This is a genomic window from Chromobacterium sinusclupearum (assembly GCF_002902845.1).
In the GTDB taxonomy this organism is placed as follows: Bacteria; Pseudomonadota; Gammaproteobacteria; order Burkholderiales; family Chromobacteriaceae; genus Chromobacterium; species Chromobacterium sinusclupearum.
Genome location: NZ_PPTF01000060.1, coordinates 187040 through 206428, shown reverse-complemented (window position 1 = coordinate 206428; position 19389 = coordinate 187040). Strand labels below are relative to the sequence as shown.

General features: G+C 60.1%; 21 protein-coding genes and 1 other RNA gene. 9 read left to right on the top strand and 13 right to left on the bottom strand.

Features of this window, described 5'->3' with window-relative positions; genetic code table 11:
• Positions 1-41 precede the first annotated feature (41 nt).
• The 6 genes from thiL to C2134_RS12960 form a co-directional block, all read right to left on the bottom strand.
• Positions 42-992, bottom strand: coding sequence for a thiamine-phosphate kinase (gene thiL, locus C2134_RS12985; RefSeq protein ID WP_103320597.1), 951 nt, complete (start codon positions 990-992; stop codon positions 42-44).
• A gap of 69 nt (positions 993-1061) precedes the next feature.
• Complete coding sequence (nusB, locus tag C2134_RS12980; protein ID WP_043625360.1) at positions 1062-1511, bottom strand: transcription antitermination factor NusB; 450 nt, start codon at positions 1509-1511, stop codon at positions 1062-1064.
• 71 nt (positions 1512-1582) lie between these two features.
• Complete coding sequence (gene ribH / locus C2134_RS12975; protein WP_103320596.1) at positions 1583-2050, bottom strand: 6,7-dimethyl-8-ribityllumazine synthase; 468 nt, start codon at positions 2048-2050, stop codon at positions 1583-1585.
• Positions 2051-2111: 61 nt separating this feature from the next.
• Complete coding sequence (ribBA, locus tag C2134_RS12970; RefSeq protein ID WP_439646995.1) at positions 2112-3356, bottom strand: bifunctional 3,4-dihydroxy-2-butanone-4-phosphate synthase/GTP cyclohydrolase II; 1245 nt, start codon at positions 3354-3356, stop codon at positions 2112-2114.
• On the bottom strand, positions 3265-3924 hold the full coding sequence (locus C2134_RS12965; RefSeq protein ID WP_233163826.1) for a Dph6-related ATP pyrophosphatase: 660 nt from the start codon (positions 3922-3924) through the stop codon (positions 3265-3267). Before C2134_RS12965 ends, ribBA begins: the two co-directional genes overlap by 92 nt.
• Positions 3924-4541 carry a riboflavin synthase subunit alpha gene (locus C2134_RS12960; protein ID WP_103320644.1) on the bottom strand — a complete coding sequence of 206 codons (618 nt, stop codon included), beginning with the start codon at positions 4539-4541 and terminating at the stop codon, positions 3924-3926. Before C2134_RS12960 ends, C2134_RS12965 begins: the two co-directional genes overlap by 1 nt.
• Positions 4542-4711: 170 nt before the next feature.
• Here C2134_RS12960 and C2134_RS12955 point away from each other — a divergent pair, with 170 nt between their 5' ends.
• The 3 genes from C2134_RS12955 to C2134_RS12945 all read left to right on the top strand — a co-directional run bounded on the left by C2134_RS12955 (position 4712) and on the right by C2134_RS12945 (position 7901).
• Positions 4712-6322, top strand: a complete 1611-nt coding sequence (locus C2134_RS12955) for a peptide chain release factor 3 (protein WP_103320593.1) — start codon at positions 4712-4714, stop codon at positions 6320-6322.
• A gap of 7 nt (positions 6323-6329) precedes the next feature.
• Positions 6330-7175 carry a mechanosensitive ion channel family protein gene (locus C2134_RS12950; RefSeq protein ID WP_103320592.1) on the top strand — a complete coding sequence of 282 codons (846 nt, stop codon included), beginning with the start codon at positions 6330-6332 and terminating at the stop codon, positions 7173-7175.
• A 69-nt stretch (positions 7176-7244) separates the two neighbouring features.
• The gene (locus C2134_RS12945) at positions 7245-7901 is read left to right on the top strand and encodes a TetR/AcrR family transcriptional regulator (RefSeq protein ID WP_103320591.1); all 657 of its coding nucleotides are present in this window, start codon (positions 7245-7247) and stop codon (positions 7899-7901) included.
• A 56-nt stretch (positions 7902-7957) separates the two neighbouring features.
• On the opposite strand, the gene C2134_RS12940 is transcribed toward C2134_RS12945, so the two are convergent.
• From C2134_RS12940 to C2134_RS12925, 4 genes are all read right to left on the bottom strand, one after another.
• A complete protein-coding gene (locus C2134_RS12940; protein WP_146042158.1) occupies positions 7958-8311 on the bottom strand; it encodes a hypothetical protein in 354 nt (117 codons plus the stop codon).
• A 363-nt stretch (positions 8312-8674) separates the two neighbouring features.
• On the bottom strand, positions 8675-10009 hold the full coding sequence (tdcC, locus tag C2134_RS12935) for a threonine/serine transporter TdcC (RefSeq protein WP_103320589.1): 1335 nt from the start codon (positions 10007-10009) through the stop codon (positions 8675-8677).
• Between the two features lie 20 nt (positions 10010-10029).
• Positions 10030-11022 (bottom strand): bifunctional threonine ammonia-lyase/L-serine ammonia-lyase TdcB, encoded by a 993-nt coding sequence (gene tdcB, locus C2134_RS12930; RefSeq protein ID WP_103320588.1) that lies wholly within the window; start codon positions 11020-11022, stop codon positions 10030-10032.
• 612 nt (positions 11023-11634) lie between these two features.
• Complete coding sequence (locus C2134_RS12925) at positions 11635-12843, bottom strand: amino acid aminotransferase (protein WP_103320587.1); 1209 nt, start codon at positions 12841-12843, stop codon at positions 11635-11637.
• Between the two features lie 10 nt (positions 12844-12853).
• Here C2134_RS12925 and C2134_RS21890 point away from each other — a divergent pair, with 10 nt between their 5' ends.
• Positions 12854-13387, top strand: coding sequence for a hypothetical protein (locus C2134_RS21890; protein ID WP_233163819.1), 534 nt, complete (start codon positions 12854-12856; stop codon positions 13385-13387).
• Positions 13388-13433: 46 nt separating this feature from the next.
• Here C2134_RS21890 and C2134_RS12915 read toward each other — a convergent pair whose 3' ends face one another.
• Complete coding sequence (locus C2134_RS12915) at positions 13434-14816, bottom strand: sodium-dependent transporter (protein WP_103320586.1); 1383 nt, start codon at positions 14814-14816, stop codon at positions 13434-13436.
• A 130-nt stretch (positions 14817-14946) separates the two neighbouring features.
• Positions 14947-16113 carry an acetylornithine deacetylase gene (gene argE / locus C2134_RS12910; RefSeq protein WP_103320585.1) on the bottom strand — a complete coding sequence of 389 codons (1167 nt, stop codon included), beginning with the start codon at positions 16111-16113 and terminating at the stop codon, positions 14947-14949.
• 159 nt (positions 16114-16272) lie between these two features.
• Here argE and ffs point away from each other — a divergent pair.
• Together ffs and C2134_RS12900 are read left to right on the top strand one after the other, a co-directional pair.
• Positions 16273-16371: signal recognition particle sRNA small type (gene ffs / locus C2134_RS12905), an RNA gene on the top strand.
• 261 nt (positions 16372-16632) lie between these two features.
• Positions 16633-16956, top strand: coding sequence for a helix-turn-helix domain-containing protein (locus C2134_RS12900; RefSeq protein ID WP_043625385.1), 324 nt, complete (start codon positions 16633-16635; stop codon positions 16954-16956).
• A 71-nt stretch (positions 16957-17027) separates the two neighbouring features.
• On the opposite strand, the gene C2134_RS12895 is transcribed toward C2134_RS12900, so the two are convergent.
• Positions 17028-17477 carry a universal stress protein gene (locus C2134_RS12895; protein WP_103320584.1) on the bottom strand — a complete coding sequence of 150 codons (450 nt, stop codon included), beginning with the start codon at positions 17475-17477 and terminating at the stop codon, positions 17028-17030.
• Between the two features lie 132 nt (positions 17478-17609).
• On the opposite strand from C2134_RS12895, the gene C2134_RS12890 reads away from it, so the two are divergent.
• The 3 genes from C2134_RS12890 to C2134_RS12880 all read left to right on the top strand — a co-directional run bounded on the left by C2134_RS12890 (position 17610) and on the right by C2134_RS12880 (position 19388).
• The gene (locus tag C2134_RS12890; protein WP_103320583.1) at positions 17610-18038 is read left to right on the top strand and encodes a thioesterase family protein; all 429 of its coding nucleotides are present in this window, start codon (positions 17610-17612) and stop codon (positions 18036-18038) included.
• 18 nt (positions 18039-18056) lie between these two features.
• Positions 18057-18470: a TerB family tellurite resistance protein gene (locus C2134_RS12885; RefSeq protein ID WP_043625403.1), complete on the top strand. Its 414-nt coding sequence runs from the start codon at positions 18057-18059 to the stop codon at positions 18468-18470.
• 69 nt (positions 18471-18539) lie between these two features.
• Positions 18540-19388 carry an AAA family ATPase gene (locus C2134_RS12880; protein WP_043625406.1) on the top strand — a complete coding sequence of 283 codons (849 nt, stop codon included), beginning with the start codon at positions 18540-18542 and terminating at the stop codon, positions 19386-19388.
• Position 19389 lies beyond the last annotated feature (1 nt).

The following is a 19389-nucleotide window of genomic DNA, read 5'->3' as shown; positions in this document are numbered from 1 at the left end:
TGCGCAGCAGAAAACGCCAGTCCGGCGTAATGTTCAGCGTTTCAGCCGAAGTGGTCATAACCATCCTTGTCCAATTTGATTTCCACGCCGGCCGAATCCAGCAGCCGCGCGCCCTTCCCCGCCACAATCCGTCCGATGCGGCTGACGCGGCAGCCGCGCGCCGCTGCGGCCGCTTCAATGGCGGCGCGTTTGGCTGGCGTGGCAGTGAACACCAATTCGTAATCGTCGCCGCCGGCCGCCAGGCAGGCCAGAAACTCGCCGCGCCGCGCTTCCAGCGCAGGATGCGACGGCAACGCATCGGCCCAAACCTCGGCAGCGACGGCGGATTCGTCGAGAATATGTCCCAAGTCCGCCATCAAACCGTCGGACACGTCGGCCGCGGCATGAGCCAGCGGCAGCAAGGCCGCGCCCAGCGCCAAACGCGGCTCGGGGTATTCGAGTTTGTAACGAGCGGCGGCCAACAGTTCCGCGTCATTTACATTCAGCCAACCCAAGCGCTGCCGCACCGACAAGGCGCCCAAGCCCAATTCGCCGGAGACCCAGATGTCGTCGCCGGCTTTTGCGGCGGCGCGGCGCAAGGCCTGTCCGGCAGGCGCCTCGCCCAATATCGTGACCGAAAGCGTCAACGGACCGCAGGTGGTGTCGCCGCCTATCAGCTCTACGCCATGCGCGTCGGCCAGCGCCAGGAAACCCGCGGCGAACTCGGCCACCCAAGCCTCATCGGCCTTGGGCAGCGCCAGAGACAGCAAAGCCCAGCGAGGGCGCGCGCCCATTGCCGCCAGATCGGACAGATTGACCGCCAGTGCCTTGTGGCCCAGCGCGCGCGGCGCGACGTCGGCGAAGAAATGCCGCCCCTCCACCAGCATGTCCACCGACATGTGCAGATCATGGCCCGGCGTCGGCCGCACGATGGCGGCGTCGTCGCCGACACCCAATAGCGCCGATGGCGCCGGCCGCTTGAAATAACGGCCTATCAGTTCAAACTCGTTCATGGCCCCTCACGCAAAAACACCCGCCTGCGGCGGGTGTCGTCGATGGCGGCACGCCGCGAGGCGCTACGCTCAGTCCTGTTTGCGGCGCTGCTTCTGCGCCAGCACTTCGTCGCCGCGCACATCGGCGGCCAGCTTGTCCAGCACGCCATTGACGAATTTGTGGCCATCGGTGCCGCCAAAGGTCTTGGTGATTTCGATGGCTTCATTGATGATCACCGGATACGGCGTTTCCGGGCTTTGCGTCAATTCCAGCGCGGCCATCAGCAGCACGGCGCGCTCCACCGGACTGACTTCGTCGTCCGCGCGCTCGTAGTAGCGGCTGACCTGGGCAGACAGCGTTTCCACATCCTTCAACACGCCGTACAGGATGCCGCGAAACAGCGCCTCGTCGGCCTTGACGAAATATTCGTTCTCGCGCAGGTGTTTTTCGATCAGCGAAGCCGGGCGATCCGGATTCAGCTCCCATTCGTAGATGCCTTGCACGGCGAATTCGCGTGCGCGGCGGCGAGCGGTTTTCATGGTGGCGATTCCTTGGAAAGAACAAGGGAAGCGCGCGATGCGCCTCCCTGTGATGGCTGGCGGCGACTGACTCAGCCGCGCAGCGTCTTGTGCAGATTGGCCATCTCTACCGCGACGCGAGCGGCGTCGCCGCCCTTTTCCTGCATGCGGACTTCCGCCTGCTCGTCGGTCTCGGTGGTCAGGATGGCATTGGCTACCGGGATGTCGAAATCCAGGCCGACGCGGGTGACGCCGGCGCCGGATTCGTTCGATACCAGTTCAAAATGATAGGTTTCGCCGCGGATCACCGCGCCCAGCGCCACAAGCGCGTCAAAGCGGCCGGTCTTGGCCATGGTCTGCAGCACCAGCGGCACTTCCAGCGCGCCCGGCACGGTAGCCAGGGTGATGTCCTGCTCGGCCACGCCCAGCTTGCTCAGTTCGGACAGGCAGGCGTCGCGCAGGCCGTGGCACACCGGCGTGTTGAAACGCGCCATCACGATGCCGATTTTCAGGCCCTTGCCGGACAGATTGGGTTCAATACGCTGGATAGCTTCAAACATCGGAAAGTCCTCGCGGCGAAAACACTAAGGAAAGCCGGCAATTGTAGCGCAAGCACGGCAATTAAGCCACGCCCGGACCGCCCTCGCCATCGACATGAAAATGGTGCGGCTGGCAGAAACTGGTCACTTCCAGCTCAAAACCGGTCATCGACGGCAGGCTGACCGGGCTGGACATCAGCCGCATCTTGCCGACGCCCAGCGCCTTCAGCATTTGCGCGCCGATGCCGAAAGTCTTGCTGTCCCACTTCTGCCGCGGCGGCTCCTGGCCCAGGGCGCGCTGCGCCAGGTCGGCGCCGGTTTCGTCGCGGTACAACAGCACCACTACGCCGCTTCCCTCTTCCTCTATGGTTTCCAGCGCATTGGGCAGCGTCCACGAGTGATGGCTGCACAGCGGCGCCAACATATCGATCACCGACAGCGGCTCGTGCACGCGCACCAGGGTGTCATGGTCCGCGCGGATCTTGCCCTTGCTCAGCGCCAGATGGGTGGCCGAGGTGGTGATGTCGCGGAACACGTGCAGATCGAAACAGCCGAACGGGGTATCGACCTCGCGCTGGCCCACTTTCTCCACCAGCGATTCGGTGCGGCTGCGGTACTGGATCAGGTCGGCGATGGTGCCGATCTTCAAACCATGCTCCTCGGCGAACTTCAACAGTTCCGGCAGACGCGCCATGGTGCCGTCGTCATTCATGATTTCGCAGATCACGCCGGCAGGCTCGGCGCCCGCCAGCATCGCCAGATCACAGCCGGCCTCGGTATGGCCGGCGCGCACCAGCACGCCGCCGTTCTGCGCCTTCAGCGGGAACACGTGGCCCGGCTGCACCAGGTCGCTGGCCTTGGCCAGCCGCGCCACAGCGGTTTGGATGGTATGGGCGCGATCGGCGGCGGAGATGCCGGTGGTGACGCCTTCGGCCGCCTCGATGGACACGGTGAAGTTGGTGCCGAAACTGGTGCCGTTGTTGCCGGTCATCATGGGCAGGTTCAGCAGCTTGCAGCGTTCCTCGCTCAGCGTCAGGCAGATCAAGCCGCGGCCATGCTTGGCCATGAAATTGATCGCCTCCGGCGTGACATACTCCGCCGCCATCACCAGGTCGCCTTCGTTCTCGCGGTCTTCCGCGTCCATCAGCACCACCATCTTGCCGGCCTTGATGTCGGCAATGATGTCTTGAATCGGGGATATGGCCATGCTCTCTTCCTTTGTCGGTTCGCCCGTTCTACGCGGGCAGCAGATCCAGCGCCCGGTATTCGCCGAGCTTCGCCACTTCGCCGTCGCGCAGCGCCAGCGGCCGATTGAACAGCGGGCCATCCACCACCAGCGTGTGGAATTCGCCCGCTTCGCCGCAGGGATCGACGCCCTCGGCCAGCATTTCTTCGATCAGGGCCGCGTCGAACACGCGGCCCAGCCATTTTTCATCCGCCAATGCCGTATTGACCATCACGATGCGGGCGACAAAGCCGGCGGCGACGAATTCGCGCGCCAGGTCGGCCCGCTTCTGTTGCCATAGCGGCAAAAAAGCGCGCAAGCCGGCCTCAAGGCAGACTTGCTCTTCCCATTCGCGATGCGCGTCGAGGTCGATGTCGCCAAACACCGCCAGCCTGACGCCGTCATCGGCGGCGCGGCGCAAGGCCTCGACGAAGACCTCGCGATAATCGCCCCAGCTCGCCCGCCCCAGGCGCTGCGGCAAACCCAGCGCCTCCGCCTGCATCGCCAGCACTTCCGGCCGCACGCCATGCGAACGCGAGCGTTCTCCGCTTTCATCGCACATGGTCAACAGCAGGACGGGCTTGACGCCCAGCCGCACCGCGCGCCACAGCGCGAGGCAGCTATCCTTGCCGCCGCTCCAAGAAGCCAGCGCCGGCTCGCCGGCCAGCATCACACCGCGTCTCCGCGCTGCGCCAGCACCCGCTCCACGGTGTCGACGATGGCCTGGGTTTGCGGATCGATCTCGATATTGATCTGATCGCCCGGCGCCCGGCCGGCGATATTGGTGCGTGTCAGCGTTTCCGGGATCAGATGGACGCAGAAGCGGCGGTTTTCAACCGCGCCTATGGTGAGGCTGATGCCGTCTATGCCGATATAGCCCTTGGTGAACACGTATTTTTTCAGGCCGGCCGGCAGCTCGAACCACACGGTGCGGTTGTTCGGCGATTCGATCACCTCCACCACCGTAGCCAGCCCCATCACATGGCCGGACATCGCATGACCGCCAATATCGTCGCCAAAACGCGCCGCGCGCTCGACATTGACCCCGTCGCCCACCCTCAGCGCGCCCAGATTGGTGACGCGCAGCGTTTCCTGCATCAGATCGAAGTGAACCCGATCGCCGTCAACGCGGGTGACGGTGAGACAGCAACCGTTGTGCGCCACCGAGGCCCCCAATTGCAAGCCGGGCAGCATGGCCTGCGGCAAACGTACGATGTGGGTCCGGAAATCCTGCTTTTCTTCGATGGCGACCACTTCGGCCACGCCCTGGACAATGCCGGTGAACACGGAACGCTCCTTCAATCTGCTTAAGTACCGTCATTGTACCCCGCTATCGCGCAGGCCGTCGCCATATTCGCAGCCTGAAATCCGCCGAAAAAGCCGCGACAACAGGATTTCCGTGGGGCGGCAAGTCCGGTAAAATAGTCGGCTTTATCGAATTCCAAGCAAGTCACCCCATGTCCGTCGAACTCGCCCGCATCGCCGAAGAAGTTGCGCACCGTCGCACCTTCGCCATCATCTCCCACCCCGACGCCGGTAAAACCACGCTGACGGAAAAACTGCTGCTGTTCTCGGGCGCCATCCAGATGGCAGGCACCGTGAAGGGCAAGAAGGGCGGCAAGTTCGCCACCTCCGACTGGATGGAGATCGAAAAACAGCGCGGCATTTCAGTGGCGTCGTCGGTAATGCAGTTCGACTACCGCGAGCACACGGTCAACCTGCTGGACACCCCGGGCCACCAGGACTTCTCCGAAGATACCTATCGCGTGCTGACCGCCGTGGACAGTGCGCTGATGGTGATCGACGCGGCCAAGGGCGTGGAAGAGCAGACCATCAAGCTGCTGAATGTCTGCCGCCTGCGCAACACCCCTATCGTCACCTTCATGAACAAGTGCGACCGCGAAGTCCGCGACAGCCTGGAACTGCTGGACGAAGTGGAAAACGTGCTGAAGATCCGCTGCTCGCCCATCACCTGGCCGATCGGCATGGGCAAGACCTTCCGCGGCGTGTACAGCCTGTTGAACGACGCGGTGATCCTGTTCGAAGCCGGCACCGAGAAGCTGGTATCCGACATCGAAGTGATCCAAGGCATAGACAACCCGCGCCTGGACGAACTGTTCCCACTGGAAATGGAACAGCTGCGCATGGAGATCGAACTGGTCAAGGGCGCGTCCAACGAGTGGAATCTGGACGAATTCCTGGCCGGCGAGCTGACTCCGGTCTTCTTCGGCTCCGCCATCAACAACTTCGGCGTGCGCGAGATCCTCAACGCGCTGATCGACTGGGCGCCGGCCCCGCAACAGCGCGACGCCACCGTGCGCAGCGTGGACCCGAAGGAAGCCAAGTTCTCCGGCTTCGTGTTCAAGATTCAAGCCAATATGGACCCGAAGCACCGCGACCGCATCGCCTTCCTGCGTGTCTGCTCCGGCCAGTTCGAGCGCGGCATGAAGATGAAGCATCTGCGCCTGAACCGCGAAATCTCCGCCAGCTCGGTGGTGACCTTCATGTCGCACGACCGCGAGATCGTGGAAGAAGCGTTTGCCGGCGACATCATCGGCATCCCCAACCACGGCAATATCCAGATCGGCGACAGCTTCTCCGAAGGCGAAGAGCTGGCTTTCACCGGCATTCCGTTCTTTGCGCCGGAAATGTTCCGCTCGGTGCGCATCAAGAACCCGCTGAAGCTGAAACAGCTGCAAAAAGGCCTGCAACAGCTGGGCGAGGAAGGCGCGGTGCAGGTATTCAAGCCGCACAGCGGCGGCGATTTGATCCTGGGCGCGGTCGGCGTGCTGCAGTTCGAAGTGGTAGCCAGCCGCCTGGCCGCCGAATACGGCGTGGACGCGATTTTTGAATCGGCCAGCATCTGGTCGGCGCGCTGGTTCACCTGCGACGACCGCAAGAAGCTGGATGAATTCGTCAAGACGCTGCAGATGAACATCGCCACGGATGCTGGCGGCAACCTGGCCTATCTGGCGCCCAACCGCGTCAATCTGCAGCTGACGCAGGAACGCTGGCCGGACATCGTGTTCCACGAGACGCGCGAGCACGCCGTCAAGCTGAACGACTAAGCAGCCCATGCGCACCTTCCTCGACCTGATCGCCTTCCTGCGGGAAAACTACTCGCACGAGATTACCCGCTCGCTGCTGCTGATTCTGACGCTGCTGATCATCCGCATCGTAGTCGACCGGCTCCTGGCGGCAAATCAGGGCGTGCCGGTCGAGGAGCGCCGCCGCTGGTCGGTCAACACCCGAAACGGCCTATTCCTGGCGGGACTAGCCGGCATAGGCTTCATCTGGGCCAATGAACTGCAGACGCTGGCCGTCTCCATGCTGGCCTTCGCCGCGGCGCTGATCCTGGCCACCAAGGAATTGATCATGTGCATCTCTGGCGGCGTCGTCCGCCAGATGTCGGACAGCTACAGCCTGGGCGATCATATCGAGATCGGCACGGTGCGCGGCCGCGTGGTCGACATCGGCCTGCTGTCGACCACCGTGATGGAAATCGGCCCCAATCACAGCTCGCACCAAATGACCGGCCGCGCCCTCACCTTCCCCAACAGCCTGCTGCTGTCCACGCCGGTGATACGGGAAAACTATATGGGCGAATACGTGATGCATATCATCAATGTGCCGCTCGCCTACACTGTGCCGCCAGCTCAGGCCGAGCGCCTGCTGATGGCGGCCGCGGAAAACACCTGCCTGCCGCATATGGAATTGGCGCGCCAGCACATGGAAGAAATGGCCAAACGCTACCTGGTGGACATCCCATCGGTGGAGCCGCGCATTTCCATTCAGCCCGTCGACGAAAAGCGCTATCAGTTGATCTTGCGCATCGCCATCCCCGCCCGCGAAAGGCAACGTATCGAACAGGCCGTCCTGCATCAGTTCATGGCCGACTGCTACCCGGCAGCCGCCGACTAAGAAATAGAGCAAGAACTCCAAACATCGTATACAATTGCGCTACGCGAAGCCCTCACCAGCCGGTGCCTCATGAGTAAAACCAGAATCAAAACCTACGACCGCATCATCCAGGAAAGCCTCAAGCTGTTTAATGAACAGGGCGAGCGCAGCATCACCACCAACCATATCGCAGCCCACCTGGGCATCAGCCCGGGCAATTTGTATTACCATTTCCGCAACAAAGAGGAAATCGTATATCAGATTTTCATAATGTACAGGGAGTTCATCAACCAGCGCCTGGCCGTGCCGGAAGACCGCAAAATGACGGTCGACGATCTGGTGAACTATCTGGACACCGCCTTCCTGGCGATGTGGCAGTTCCGCTTCATGTTCTACGATTTGCCGGGCCTGCTGGCGCGCAATCCGCAGATGCAGTCGGAGTACCACCAGTTCGTCAACACCGAGCTGAAGAACATACTGGGCGAACACTTCCGCGAATTCATCCGGCTGGGACTGTTGAAAATGGATGAAGAGGATATCGAGGCGGTCAGCATCAATATCTGGCTGGTAGTGAAATTCTGGTTCGCCTTCGAGCAGACATCCCGCCCCAAGGCGCCCATCACCGAGGAGTCCGGCCACCGCGGCGTCTTGCAGGTGCTAGCCCTGCTCAAGCCCTATGTGCAGCCGGAATACATGCACGCCTTCCGGTCTTTGTACGAAAGACACACTGCGCAAAAAACGTCATGACCAAAGCAACAAAGCCACCCTGGGGTGGCTTTGTTGTTTATGCTTTACCTCATGCGTCAGGCCGCCTGAGCCGCCCCCGGCACCAGGTAGTCACCCAGCTCGCCGGCGGCCAGCAGCTCGCGCAAATAATTGCCCGGCTTGGTGCCGATGTATTCAAGCTGACGCCCGCCCTGCCGCGCCACCGCGCCATCCGCGCACACTTCCATCTCCGCTTCCAGATTCCACTGCGTCGACGGCGCATCCGGGTCCACCGGTTCCAACGACACAGTCAAACGGAAGCGGCCATCGCGGGAACACACATCCAGCAATCCCAGCAGCCCCAAGTTGTTGCGGACATCGGCATCGTCCGCATCAAAAGCACCTGCAGTCAAAGCCTGCAGCACCAACACTTCAGGAAAAGTTGTAGTCATGGCTCTACCCCGAGGGTTCCCCCTCATAAACAAGCTATTGGATTATTGTGACTGCATCGCGCAAGGCTTGTGGCCCAGGCTCAGCAATCCGACATTCACTGATGTCTACCCTCATCATGCGGACAATTGCCTGCCGAGACAATGCCCACCTAGGGAAAACCCATACTCAAGGGATTAGAACTGTACTTTTGGACACTCACAACGTGGCTGTCCATGTCACACCAATCCCAACAAAATGACGAATGAAATAAAAATTCACATAAAAATTCATTCCGTTTGCTTTTCGCATGCCACTCAATTGAGAAAGCCCCGGCATGCCGAGGCCTTCATTCCACTCGCCCACCTGCGCGGTGGCAATTCGGCTCAGAACAATTTGTAGGCAATGTTGAGAATGGTCAGCAAACCAATGGCCGTGACGAAAACATTGTCCACACGCCCCCTGTATGCCGCCAACGCCGGCACTTTGCGGGTGGCGTACATCGGCAGCAGGCACAGCAGCGAGGCGATGATGGGCGCGCCCATGGCCTCGATGAGATCCAGGATGTTGGGGTTGACGTAAGCCACCAGCCAGGTGGAGCCCATGATGAACACCATGCTGATCATATTGAGCCGTCTTTCCGGCACGCTCGCCTCATCGCCGTGATAGGCAAACTTGACGATCAGGCCGTTCAAGCCTTCCAAGGTGCCCAGATAATGGCCGAAGAACGACTTGAAGATGGCCACCAGCGCAATCAGCGACGCCGCATACTCCAGAATGGCGGCGAACACGGAACGCTCTCCCGCCATGCCTGAGAAGTGATTGGCCAGATAAGACAGCACCGGAATGTTCTGCGCCTTGGCTTCCGCCATGTTCTGCGGCGACAGCGTGAACAGGCAGCTGAAGGCAAAGAACATCACGACCGCCACCATCAGCATGCTGGCGCGCGAAATGATTTGCGCGCACTTGCGCTCGGTTTGCTCGCGCCCCAACTCCGCCTCGCATTCCTCGCGCTTGGACACCACGAAAGAAGACACGATAGGCGAAAAATTGAACGAGAACACCATGATGGAGACGCCCAGCCAGACTGTCACCAGGATGCCGTCGCCCCCCAGCAAGGACAAAGAGCCCAGATCCACCTGCTCGATGGCCGCGCTGTTCCAATACGGAATCAGCGACAGCGAGATCAGCACCAGGCTGGCTATGAACGGCCACACCAAGTAGCTCATGACCTTCACCATCAGGTCCTTGCCGAAGTAGATGACGAAGGCCATCAGCAACAGCAGGCCCAGCGCAACCAGGCCACGATTGAGCGCAGGCAGTTGCAACTGGTTCTCCCAGAAGGTCATGAAGGTATTGGTGATGGTGACCCCATAGATCCATAACAGCGGACAGATGGCGAAGAAGTACAAAAAGGTGATGACCACGCCCCCCGTCTTGCCGAAATGCTCTTCCACCGTGCTGGTGATGTTGCCGGAAGGATTACTGCCCGACAGGCACAGCCTGGCCAGCGCGCGGTGGCAGAAAAATGCGATGGGGTAAGCCAGCACCAGCATGATGAGGATAGGAACGAGGCCGCCGAAACCGGCGCGGATCGGAAAGAACAGCACGCCGGCGCCGATGGCCGTGCCAAACAGGCCCAGCGTCCATGTGGTGTCGGTTTTGCGCCAGGCGAGACTGAGCTCGGCAGGGCTGATGGCGATTGTGTTTTGCGGATTCATGATGACACGCCCTTGAGAATTTAGTAGAGGGTTTCCGGCTCGAGTATCTGCGAAACGCGGGAAAGGTCGATATTGCCGCCGGAGATGATGCTCACGGTTTTCCTGCCTTCAATGTAATTTTTCAGCTTCCCGCTCAATAAGGCAGCCGTAGCCAGCGCGCCAGCCCCTTCCGTGATGATCTTGTTGCGCTGGATCAGCGCAATCATGCTGGCGCGAATCTCTTCTTCATTGACCAGCACGATGTCGGTGACGAGATCCTTGACGATCTCAAACGTCAGTTTGCCCGGCCTGGCCACATCGCAACCATCGGCCAGCGTGCCTTGGTTGCGGTGATCGGTGATCTTGCCGCAGTAATACGATGACGCCATGCCGTGCACGTTCTCCGCCTGCACGCCTATGATGTTGATCGTAGGGTTGATGGACTTGATCGCCACTGCCACGCCGGAGATCAGCCCGCCACCACCAATCGGCACAATCACGTTATCCACGTCGTACAGGTCTTCCAGAATTTCCAGGCCTATCGTGCCCTGCCCCGCAATCACCTTGATGTCGTCGTAAGGCGGGATGAAAATACGCCCTTCCATTTCGACGATCTCGCTGACCTTGGCGATGGTATCGTTAAAGTTGTTGCCATGAAGAACGACTTTGGCCGAGTAATCACTCGTCGCCGCCACCTTGGACTTGGGCGCGCCGCAAGGCATCACCACCTTGCCGTCTATGCCGAGCATGGCGCAAGACAGCGATACGCCTTGCGCATGGTTGCCGGCCGAACACGCCACCACCCCTCGTCGCCTTTCCTCTTCCGTCAACGAGCTGAGCTTGTTGAATGCTCCGCGTATCTTGAACGATCCGGTGCGCTGCATATTCTCGAACTTGAGGAAAATCTCGCCTTTGCACTGCTCGCTCAGGTAGTTGGAGCGCGGCTGGCCAGTTTTGTAAACGCGGCCGCGCAGCCTTCCCTTGGCAGCGGTGATGTCATGGATGGAGAGGGGCAGATTGTCAAAAGTCTTCATTGTGTAACTCCCTATTGCGTCGAGCTAACCTTTACCGCTGTGACTCCGAGCCTGGGTACCAAAGAGCGGACTTCCACCATCCGGCGGCCAGGACTTCCGGCGGATGGCATGGCAAAAGGCTCCCCATGCACAGCAGTCGGCCGGCAAGGCCGCTGAAGCGATAGCATGGGAAAGTCAAGGAAGGAGAAAGAAGCGCTTGGGAAGAAACTGGCAGGCAAGACACGTAAACAAGCTTCACCGAGAACCACCACCGGCAAGTTCGGGTGGTCACCACGGTCTTCACGCTTGCATTGCACCACATATTTCATTCCGCCTCGGCACGGCACAACATGAACATGCGAAACTGCAGCCACCTGTCGGCGCATGAGCCATCACGGGCTCCATAACCGCGCAGGCATGTAATGTCTTCACTACATCGGCAGGGCACCGCAAGTATCCCCGAGTGCCGATGCCTATCCAAGCGCAAAACTGCGATTATTTGATATTTAACAGTTAAAGATTGCTTACTTATTTAGCATTAATTTAAAGCATTAGCTTTAATGCGTCGCACTCATCCCAAAAAAGAAAAACCCCGGCATGCGCCGGGGCAGTTCGGTCAAGCGCGCTCGGGAGTCAGTCAGCCAGCACCTTCGCAATGGCTGCAGCCACGTAATCGACATTCTTGCTGTTCAGCGCGGCCAGGCAGATCCGGCCGGTGGAAACAGCATAGATGCCGAACTCTTCGCGCAGACGCTCGACTTGCGCAGCGGTCAGGCCGGTGTACGAGAACATGCCGCGCTGCGCCGTGATGAACGAGAAATCGGCGGCCACGCCATGCGCCTTGATCGCTTCCAGCAAGGCCAGGCGCATGGCGCGGATGCGGTCTCGCATGCCGGCCAGCTCTTCTTCCCACTGGCGACGCAGTTCCGGACTGGACAGCACCGCCGCCACAATGGCTGCGCCATGGATAGGCGGATTGGAGTAGTTGGTGCGGATCACCCGCTTGAGCTGCGACAGCACTCGAGCCGACTCATCCTTGCCGGAGGTCACGATGGACAAGGCGCCCACGCGCTCGCCATACAGCGAGAAGCTCTTGGAGAAGGAGCTGGCGATGAAGAATTGCAGGCCGGAAACAGCGAACAGGCGAACGGCCAGCGCATCGGCGTCGATGCCGTCGGCGAAACCTTGATAAGCCATATCCAGAAACGGCACCAGGCCGCGCTCGCGGCAAACGGACACCACTTCTTCCCATTGCGCGGCGGACAGATCGGCGCCGGTCGGATTATGGCAGCAGGCATGCAGCACGATGACGGAGCCGGCGGCCAACGACGACAAGTGGGCCTTCATCGCGGCGAAATCGACGCCGCGCGTCGCCGCCTCGTAGTACGGATAGTTTTCCACTTCAAAGCCGGCCGACTCGAACAAGGCGCGATGGTTCTCCCATGACGGGTCGCTGATGTAAACCTTGGCCGCAGGGTTCAGCCGCTTCAGGAAGTCCGCGCCTATCTTCAAGGCCCCGGTGCCACCCAGTGCCTGAGCCGTCACCACCCGGCCAGCCGACAACAGCTCGCTATCGGCGCCGAACAGCAGCTTCTGCACCGCCACGTCATAAGCGGCCGAGCCTTCGATAGGCTGATAGCCGCGCGCGGGCAGTGCCTCCAGCCTGGCCTTCTCCGCCGCCTGCACCGCCGCCAGCAGCGGAATCTTGCCGTCATCGTTGGAATAGACGCCCACGCCAAGATTCACCTTGGTGCTGCGGGTGTCGGCGTTGAAGGCTTCATTCAGACCGAGAATGGGGTCGCGGGGCGCCAGCTCCACGCCGGCGAAGATCGAAGAGGTCATATCAGACTCCATGAATTTGCAGATGGGCCGACACGCTTCAGTCGACCATGAAAAACGGATTGCGTTGTTGCCTTTCGAAGGCACGTTGTTCGCTGTCGAACAACAGTCTAACACGGCCAGGGCCGGCGCCGACAGGCCCGACGCCTGTCCGGCACGGCAGGATATTGCGCCACTCGGCGTCCAAATCGCCTATGATGGCAAGATCAACAAGCAAAAAGCCCTATCCGTCGTCATCCTGCCGATTTTACGCCACATGGAGACAAACATGAGAAAAGGCATTCTGTTGTTCTGGCCCTCATTCATCATCGCCGTGCTCGCAACCGTCGTCTTCTACTCCGTATTCGACCCCGCCGAGCTCACCCTGCACGGGCACGCGCTATTCGCTGACAAGCTGACGGCCTATTCCGTATTCATGCTGATCAGCTGGGCCTTCGGCGCGCTGAACACCTCCATCGTGCTGCTGCTGGAGAAAAGCGCCCGCGACATCAACGGCTTCGCGCCGCCGCCCGTCATCAGCGGCGACGAAGACGGCTCCCCGACTTGAATCCACCAAGAAAAAGGGCCGGACTGCATCGTCCGGCCCTTGTTTTTTAGAACACTTTCAAGCCCTTCAACATCACCACCAGAATCAAGGCCGGCGATACGAAGCGCAACACGATGAACAGCACCCGGAGCAAGCCTTCGTTATTCAGCTTGCCGCCATTGCTCAACGCGTCGCGGAAGCGATCATAGCCCCACACCCAACCAGTGAACAGGCAGAGGAAGATCCCGCCCAAGGGCATCAACACATTCGATGTGACAAAGTCGAACAGATCGAACATGGTCATGCCATGCAGCTTGAAATCCGCCGCCAGGCTATTGGACAAGGCGCAGCCCGCCCCCACCACGGCCAACAGCAACAGATTGATCACGGTCGCCTTGACGCGGCTGATGCCGAAACGCTCGCTCAGCACCGATACCGGCACCTCCAGAATGGACAGCATCGCGCCGGTGGCGGCGATCGCCGTCAGCACAAAAAACACCACCATGAAGACATGGCCCAGCGGCATGCTGGCGAACACCGCCGGAATAGTGATGAACAGCAGCGACGGCCCCGCCGCCGGCTGGAAGCCAAAAGCGAATACCGCCGGGAAGATGGCGATGCCGGCCAGCAGCGACACGAACAAGTCGGCGCACATCACGCGGAAGGTGGTGGCCGGAATGTTCTGATCGTCGCGGAAATAGCTGCCGTAGGTGATCATGGTGCCCATGCCGATGGACAGCTTGAAGAAGGCCAAGCCCACCGCCGTCAGCACCACGCCGGCGCTGATCTTGGAAAAATCAGGCGTAAACAGGAAGGCCAAGCCTTGGCTCGCGCCTGGCAGCATCAAGCTGCGCACGCCTATCACCACCAGCAGCACGAACAGCAGCGGCATCAGCTTCTTGGTCACCGCCTCAATGCCTTTGGAAACGCCCAGCAGCAGAATGCCGCCGATCAGCGCCAGCACCAGCCACTGCCACAGCAGCGACTGCACCGGATCGGAAATCAAGGCGGTGAATGCGCCCGACGTCACCTTGGGATCGCGCGACAGGATATCGCCGCCAATGGCCTTGAAGATGTAGGCGAACACCCAGGCCGCCACTTCGGAATAGAAAGCCATGATCAGGAAGGCGGCAAACACGCCGAATGCTCCGATCAACCACCACGGCTGCCCCTTTGGGGCCAGCGTCGCCAACGTAGTCACCGCGTCGCGCTTGGCCTTGCGGCCCAGCATGATCTCGGAAATCATCACCGGCAAGCCCACCACCAGCGTGGCCAGCACATACACCACCAAGAAACCCGCTCCGCCATTGGTGCCAGTCAGATATGGGAATTTCCAGATATTGCCCAGACCGACCGCTGATCCCAAGGTGGCCGCAAGCACGCCGAAGCTGGAAGTGAATCCGTCGCGCGCCTTGGCCGCTCCACCCGATTTTGTTTTGTCCTGACTCATTGTTTTTCTCTCTACCACCTAAGAAAGAAGCCCGCGCGGAGGTCGTCCGGGCGGGCTCTCATTGACCTTCGATACTACAAGGCCGGGATTTTGAGGCCTAACGCAGCTCCAGGCAAAACTTTTTTTGAGTCTATTTGATCAGCTTGCTAGTCAACGCTCCCAGCCAGTCGAAGCAGGCCGACAACTGGGTCTTCTCTATATACTCGTCCGGACGATGCGCCTGTTCTATCGAGCCCGGACCCAGCACCACGCATGGCATGCCCGCCTGGCTGAACAACCCCGCCTCGGTGGTGTAAGCCACCCCTGCGCCGCCCTCGCAGCCGCACAGGCTGGCCACGTAATGGCGTATTTCCGAAGCCGGGTCGGACTCGAATGCCGGGCTATACACCACAGGCTCGATCACGATGTCCGCCTCCGGCGCGACCTGACGCATCTCCACCAGCAGCGTCTCGGCATAATCCGCTACCGAGGCGACCAAGCGTTGCGGCTCGTCGCCGGGCAGCCAGCGGCACTCGAACATGAATTCGCAATCGGCCGGCACGATATTGCACGCCACGCCGCCATGAACCAACCCTGTCTGCATGGTGGTGAACGGCACATCGTACAGCGGCTGATGATGGCCGAATGCGGCTTCGGCGTCGGCCAGCTTGCGGATATGGGTGATCAGCCGGGCGGCGTATTCGATGGCGTTGACGCCGTGCGGCGTCAACGAGGAGTGCGCGGCGCGCCCCTTCACTTTGCAGCGATAGTGGGCAATGCCCTTGTGCGCGATGACCGGGCGCATCGAAGTCGGCTCGCCGACGAGGCAGCCGGCAATCGACTCGCCATCGGCAACCAGCCCATCGATCAGCCTCCCCACGCCGAGGCAACCCACTTCCTCGTCGTAGGACAAGGCAATGCCTATGCCTTGCCTCAGCCGGTCTTCATTCGCCAATTGCACAAACAAAGGCACCTGCGCCAGCACGCAGGCGATAAAACCCTTCATGTCCGCGCTGCCGCGCCCATAGAGCCGGCCATCGCCTCCGTCGGTCAGTTCGAACGGCGGATAGCGCCACTGCTGCCCATCCACCGGCACCACATCGCTATGCCCGGACAGCATGATCAAGGGCAATCCCGGCTTGCCGATGCGCGCGAACAGATTGGCCTTGCCGCCATCATCATCGTAGGTGAGCCTGCAAGCCAGGCCGAAGCCGGCAAGATAAGCCTGCACCCACTCTATCAATTGCAGATTGGAGTGGCGGCTGGTGGTGTCGAAACGGATCAGCTCGGCCAGCAGCGGGACAACGGTTGGATTCATAGTCGGACTCGGCGAATTCTGGATATGGCGTTGCCGTTGAGTCTGCACTCAAGCCCGGCGGTCGGCAATAGCGGCGAATCATTCGCATCTGCGCCAAGAGCGGCCGCATAAAAATGCTTGTCAAATAGTCGAATATTGAATACAATCCGTTTTCTCTATGGCGGGCCTCCCCGCATTGCACGGTAGCGAACCTGGTCAGGTCCGGAAGGAAGCAGCCACAGTTACTTAGTGCAAGTGCCGGGGTTCAGGCTCGCCACCCCTCCCCCAGAATTACCCGTCGAGATGATTGCAGATTTGCGACAGTCAGGCGTCTTTTTTCGCCGGCCTCGCAAAATCCCATTGTCCTTGACAATAAGATTGCGCTAACATTAGCAAAACTGAATTTTCAAATTCATGGAACTTCACTAATTTCCCTGCATCATAAATATTCCTGTTGGATTTTTTTTGCTATTTTTAGTAAGCAGGGCGAAGTCCTAAAAAATACTAGAACCATTTGTTTCAGATACGAGAGGAACACTCATGAAACTGTTTGAAAAGATCCCGAACCCGCGGGAAATCCGCCGCAAGCTCGGCCTGAATCAGCAAGAGTTCTGGAGCCGCATCGGCGTTACCCAGTCCGGCGGCTCCCGCTACGAAAGCGGCCGCAACATGCCGAAACCGGTACGCGAGCTGCTCCGCCTGGTTCACGTCGAGCAAATCGACCTGTCCAAGGTACGCCGCGAAGATTTCGAGATTGTGGAATACCTGAAGGAAACCCACCCCGATCTGTACAAGAGCCTGCGCAAAGCGGTTCGCACCAAGATCGAAGCGCAAGAAGGCGGCGCCGAAGCGGCCGCCAACTGATTGCCATAAATATAAGAAAAACAAAGCCGACGCGGCCTACCCGCGTCGGCTTTTTTGCCGCTTAAGGCCGCCTACTCCCCTGCATAACGGACCAGCAATACCGGCACATCCGCCACCTTGAGCACGCCCTCGGCCACGCTCCCCATCAGCAAATGCATCAGCCCGCCCAATCCGTGCGTGCCCATCACGATCAGATCGGCGCCCCAGGCGCTGGCGTCATCGGCCAACACCAAGGCGATCTTGTCGCCCCAACTCTCCAGAATCTGGCACTCCGACTCCACGCCCAGCGATTTCGCCCTATCCACCGCCTGCTGCAGCACCTGCTCCCCAGCCTGCTTGATCGACTTCTGCAGCTCCGTCGCATCCAGGAACTCGGTACCGCCCCAGCCAAACTGCGCCAGATCGACAACATGAACAAGCCGAACCGTCGAAGCGAAGGCCTTGGCGAGCTTGCAAGCTTCAATCAGCGCCATCATGGAGGTGTCGCTATCATCCACCGGCACAAAGATTTTCTGATACATGACATGCAGCTCCTATATGAATTTGGCTTACACTCCCAGTCTATCAAGACCCGCATCATGATGTTTGACACAGATTAGGTCTTGTAGACATAAAGGCCATATCCGCCTCTCACCTTTTCAGTATACCAAGCCATGGCACGCATCAAACTTGAACTTCCAGCGCGCATGTTTTTCGAGACCACGCTGGACCTCCGGATCAGCGACATCAACTACGCCGGCCACCTGGGCAACGATGCGGTGCTGCGGCTAGCCCACGAGGCGCGGCTGCGCTGGCTGAAATCGCTCGGCTACCCGCATGAGCTGAAAGTGGAAGGACTGGGGCTGATCGTGGCGGACACCGCCATCTGCTACCGCGCCGAGGCCTTTCATGGCGATGCCTTGCGCTTTCGCCTCGGTGCCGACGACATCAACCGTCATGGTTTCGATCTGATTTATCAGGCAGTCGATGACAACAGCTGCAAAGAAGTGGCAAGATTGAAAACAGGTGTCGTCTTTTTCGACTATCAGACACGCAAAGTCGCCCCAATGCCGGAAGCCTTTACCGGAAAGCTTAGCCAATAGCAAATAAGGAATAGCGCCATGAGAAATTACTCGCCCAACAGCCCAGAGGCGATGGCCAGGCTCCTGGCCATGTTCATGATCACCGACGGCAACATGGACCCGCGCGAACTCGAGTTGCTGGAAAAGCTGCACGTCTACCACCTGATCAATCTGCCGCGCAAACAGTTTGCCCAAGTGCTGCGCGACTACTGCGACGACCTTTCCGACGAAGCCGGCGAAGACGGCTCCATCCGCCTGCTGGATCGCGAGCGGGTGGACAACCTGCTGGCCGAGGTTAGCGACCGGCGCAAGCGCATCCTGACCTGCGTGCTGGCGATGGACATCGCCAAATCCGACGGCACCATCAGCGACAGCGAAATGGCCCTGCTCAGCCACATGATGAAAAGCTGGAGCATCACGCTGGACGACCTGGAGCGCGAGTTCGCCCGCTGATCCGCATGCCCGGGGCGCCTGCCTTTCAGCCGCCGCCCCTTTCTCTCACCCATTGCCATAGTTGACTCAATGAATACCCGTTTTACCGGCACCGAACGCTATATCGCCACCGACGACCTGATGATGGCCGTCAATGCCTCCATCGCCCTGCAACGCCCGCTGCTGATCAAGGGCGAGCCCGGCACCGGCAAAACCATGCTGGCCGAGGAAGTCGCCGCCAGCCTGGGCCGGGAGCTGATCGTCTGGCCGATCAAGTCCACCACCAAGGCGCAGCACGGCCTGTACGAATACGATGCCGTATCGCGGCTGCGCGATTCGCAACTGGGCGACCCGAAAGTCCACGACATCGCCAACTACATCGTCAAGGGCAAGCTGTGGCAGGCCTTCGAAGCCGATCAAGCGCCGGTGCTGCTGATCGACGAAATCGACAAGGCGGACATCGAATTTCCCAACGACCTGCTGCGCGAACTCGATCAGATGGAATTCTTCGTTCACGAGACGCAGCAATTCGTACGCGCCAAACAACGCCCCATCATCATCATCACCTCCAACAATGAGAAGGAGCTGCCGGACGCCTTCCTGCGCCGCTGCTTCTTCCACTACATCCGCTTCCCGGACGCCGAAACGATGCAATCCATCGTCGACGCCCACTTCCCCAACATCCGCCAGCAGCTGGTGCAGCAGGCGCTGGAAGTGTTCTTCTCCATCCGCGAACTGCCGGGCCTGAAAAAGAAACCCACCACCTCGGAGCTGCTGGACTGGCTGAAATTGCTGACCGGCGAAGCCATCAGCGAGACCGAACTCGCCGCGCGGCAGGAACGCAACGCGCCGCCGCCGCTTGCCGGCGCGCTGCTGAAGAACGAACAGGATCTGCAATTGTTTGACCGCCTGATGCAGATGGCGCGGCTGCGGCGCTGAC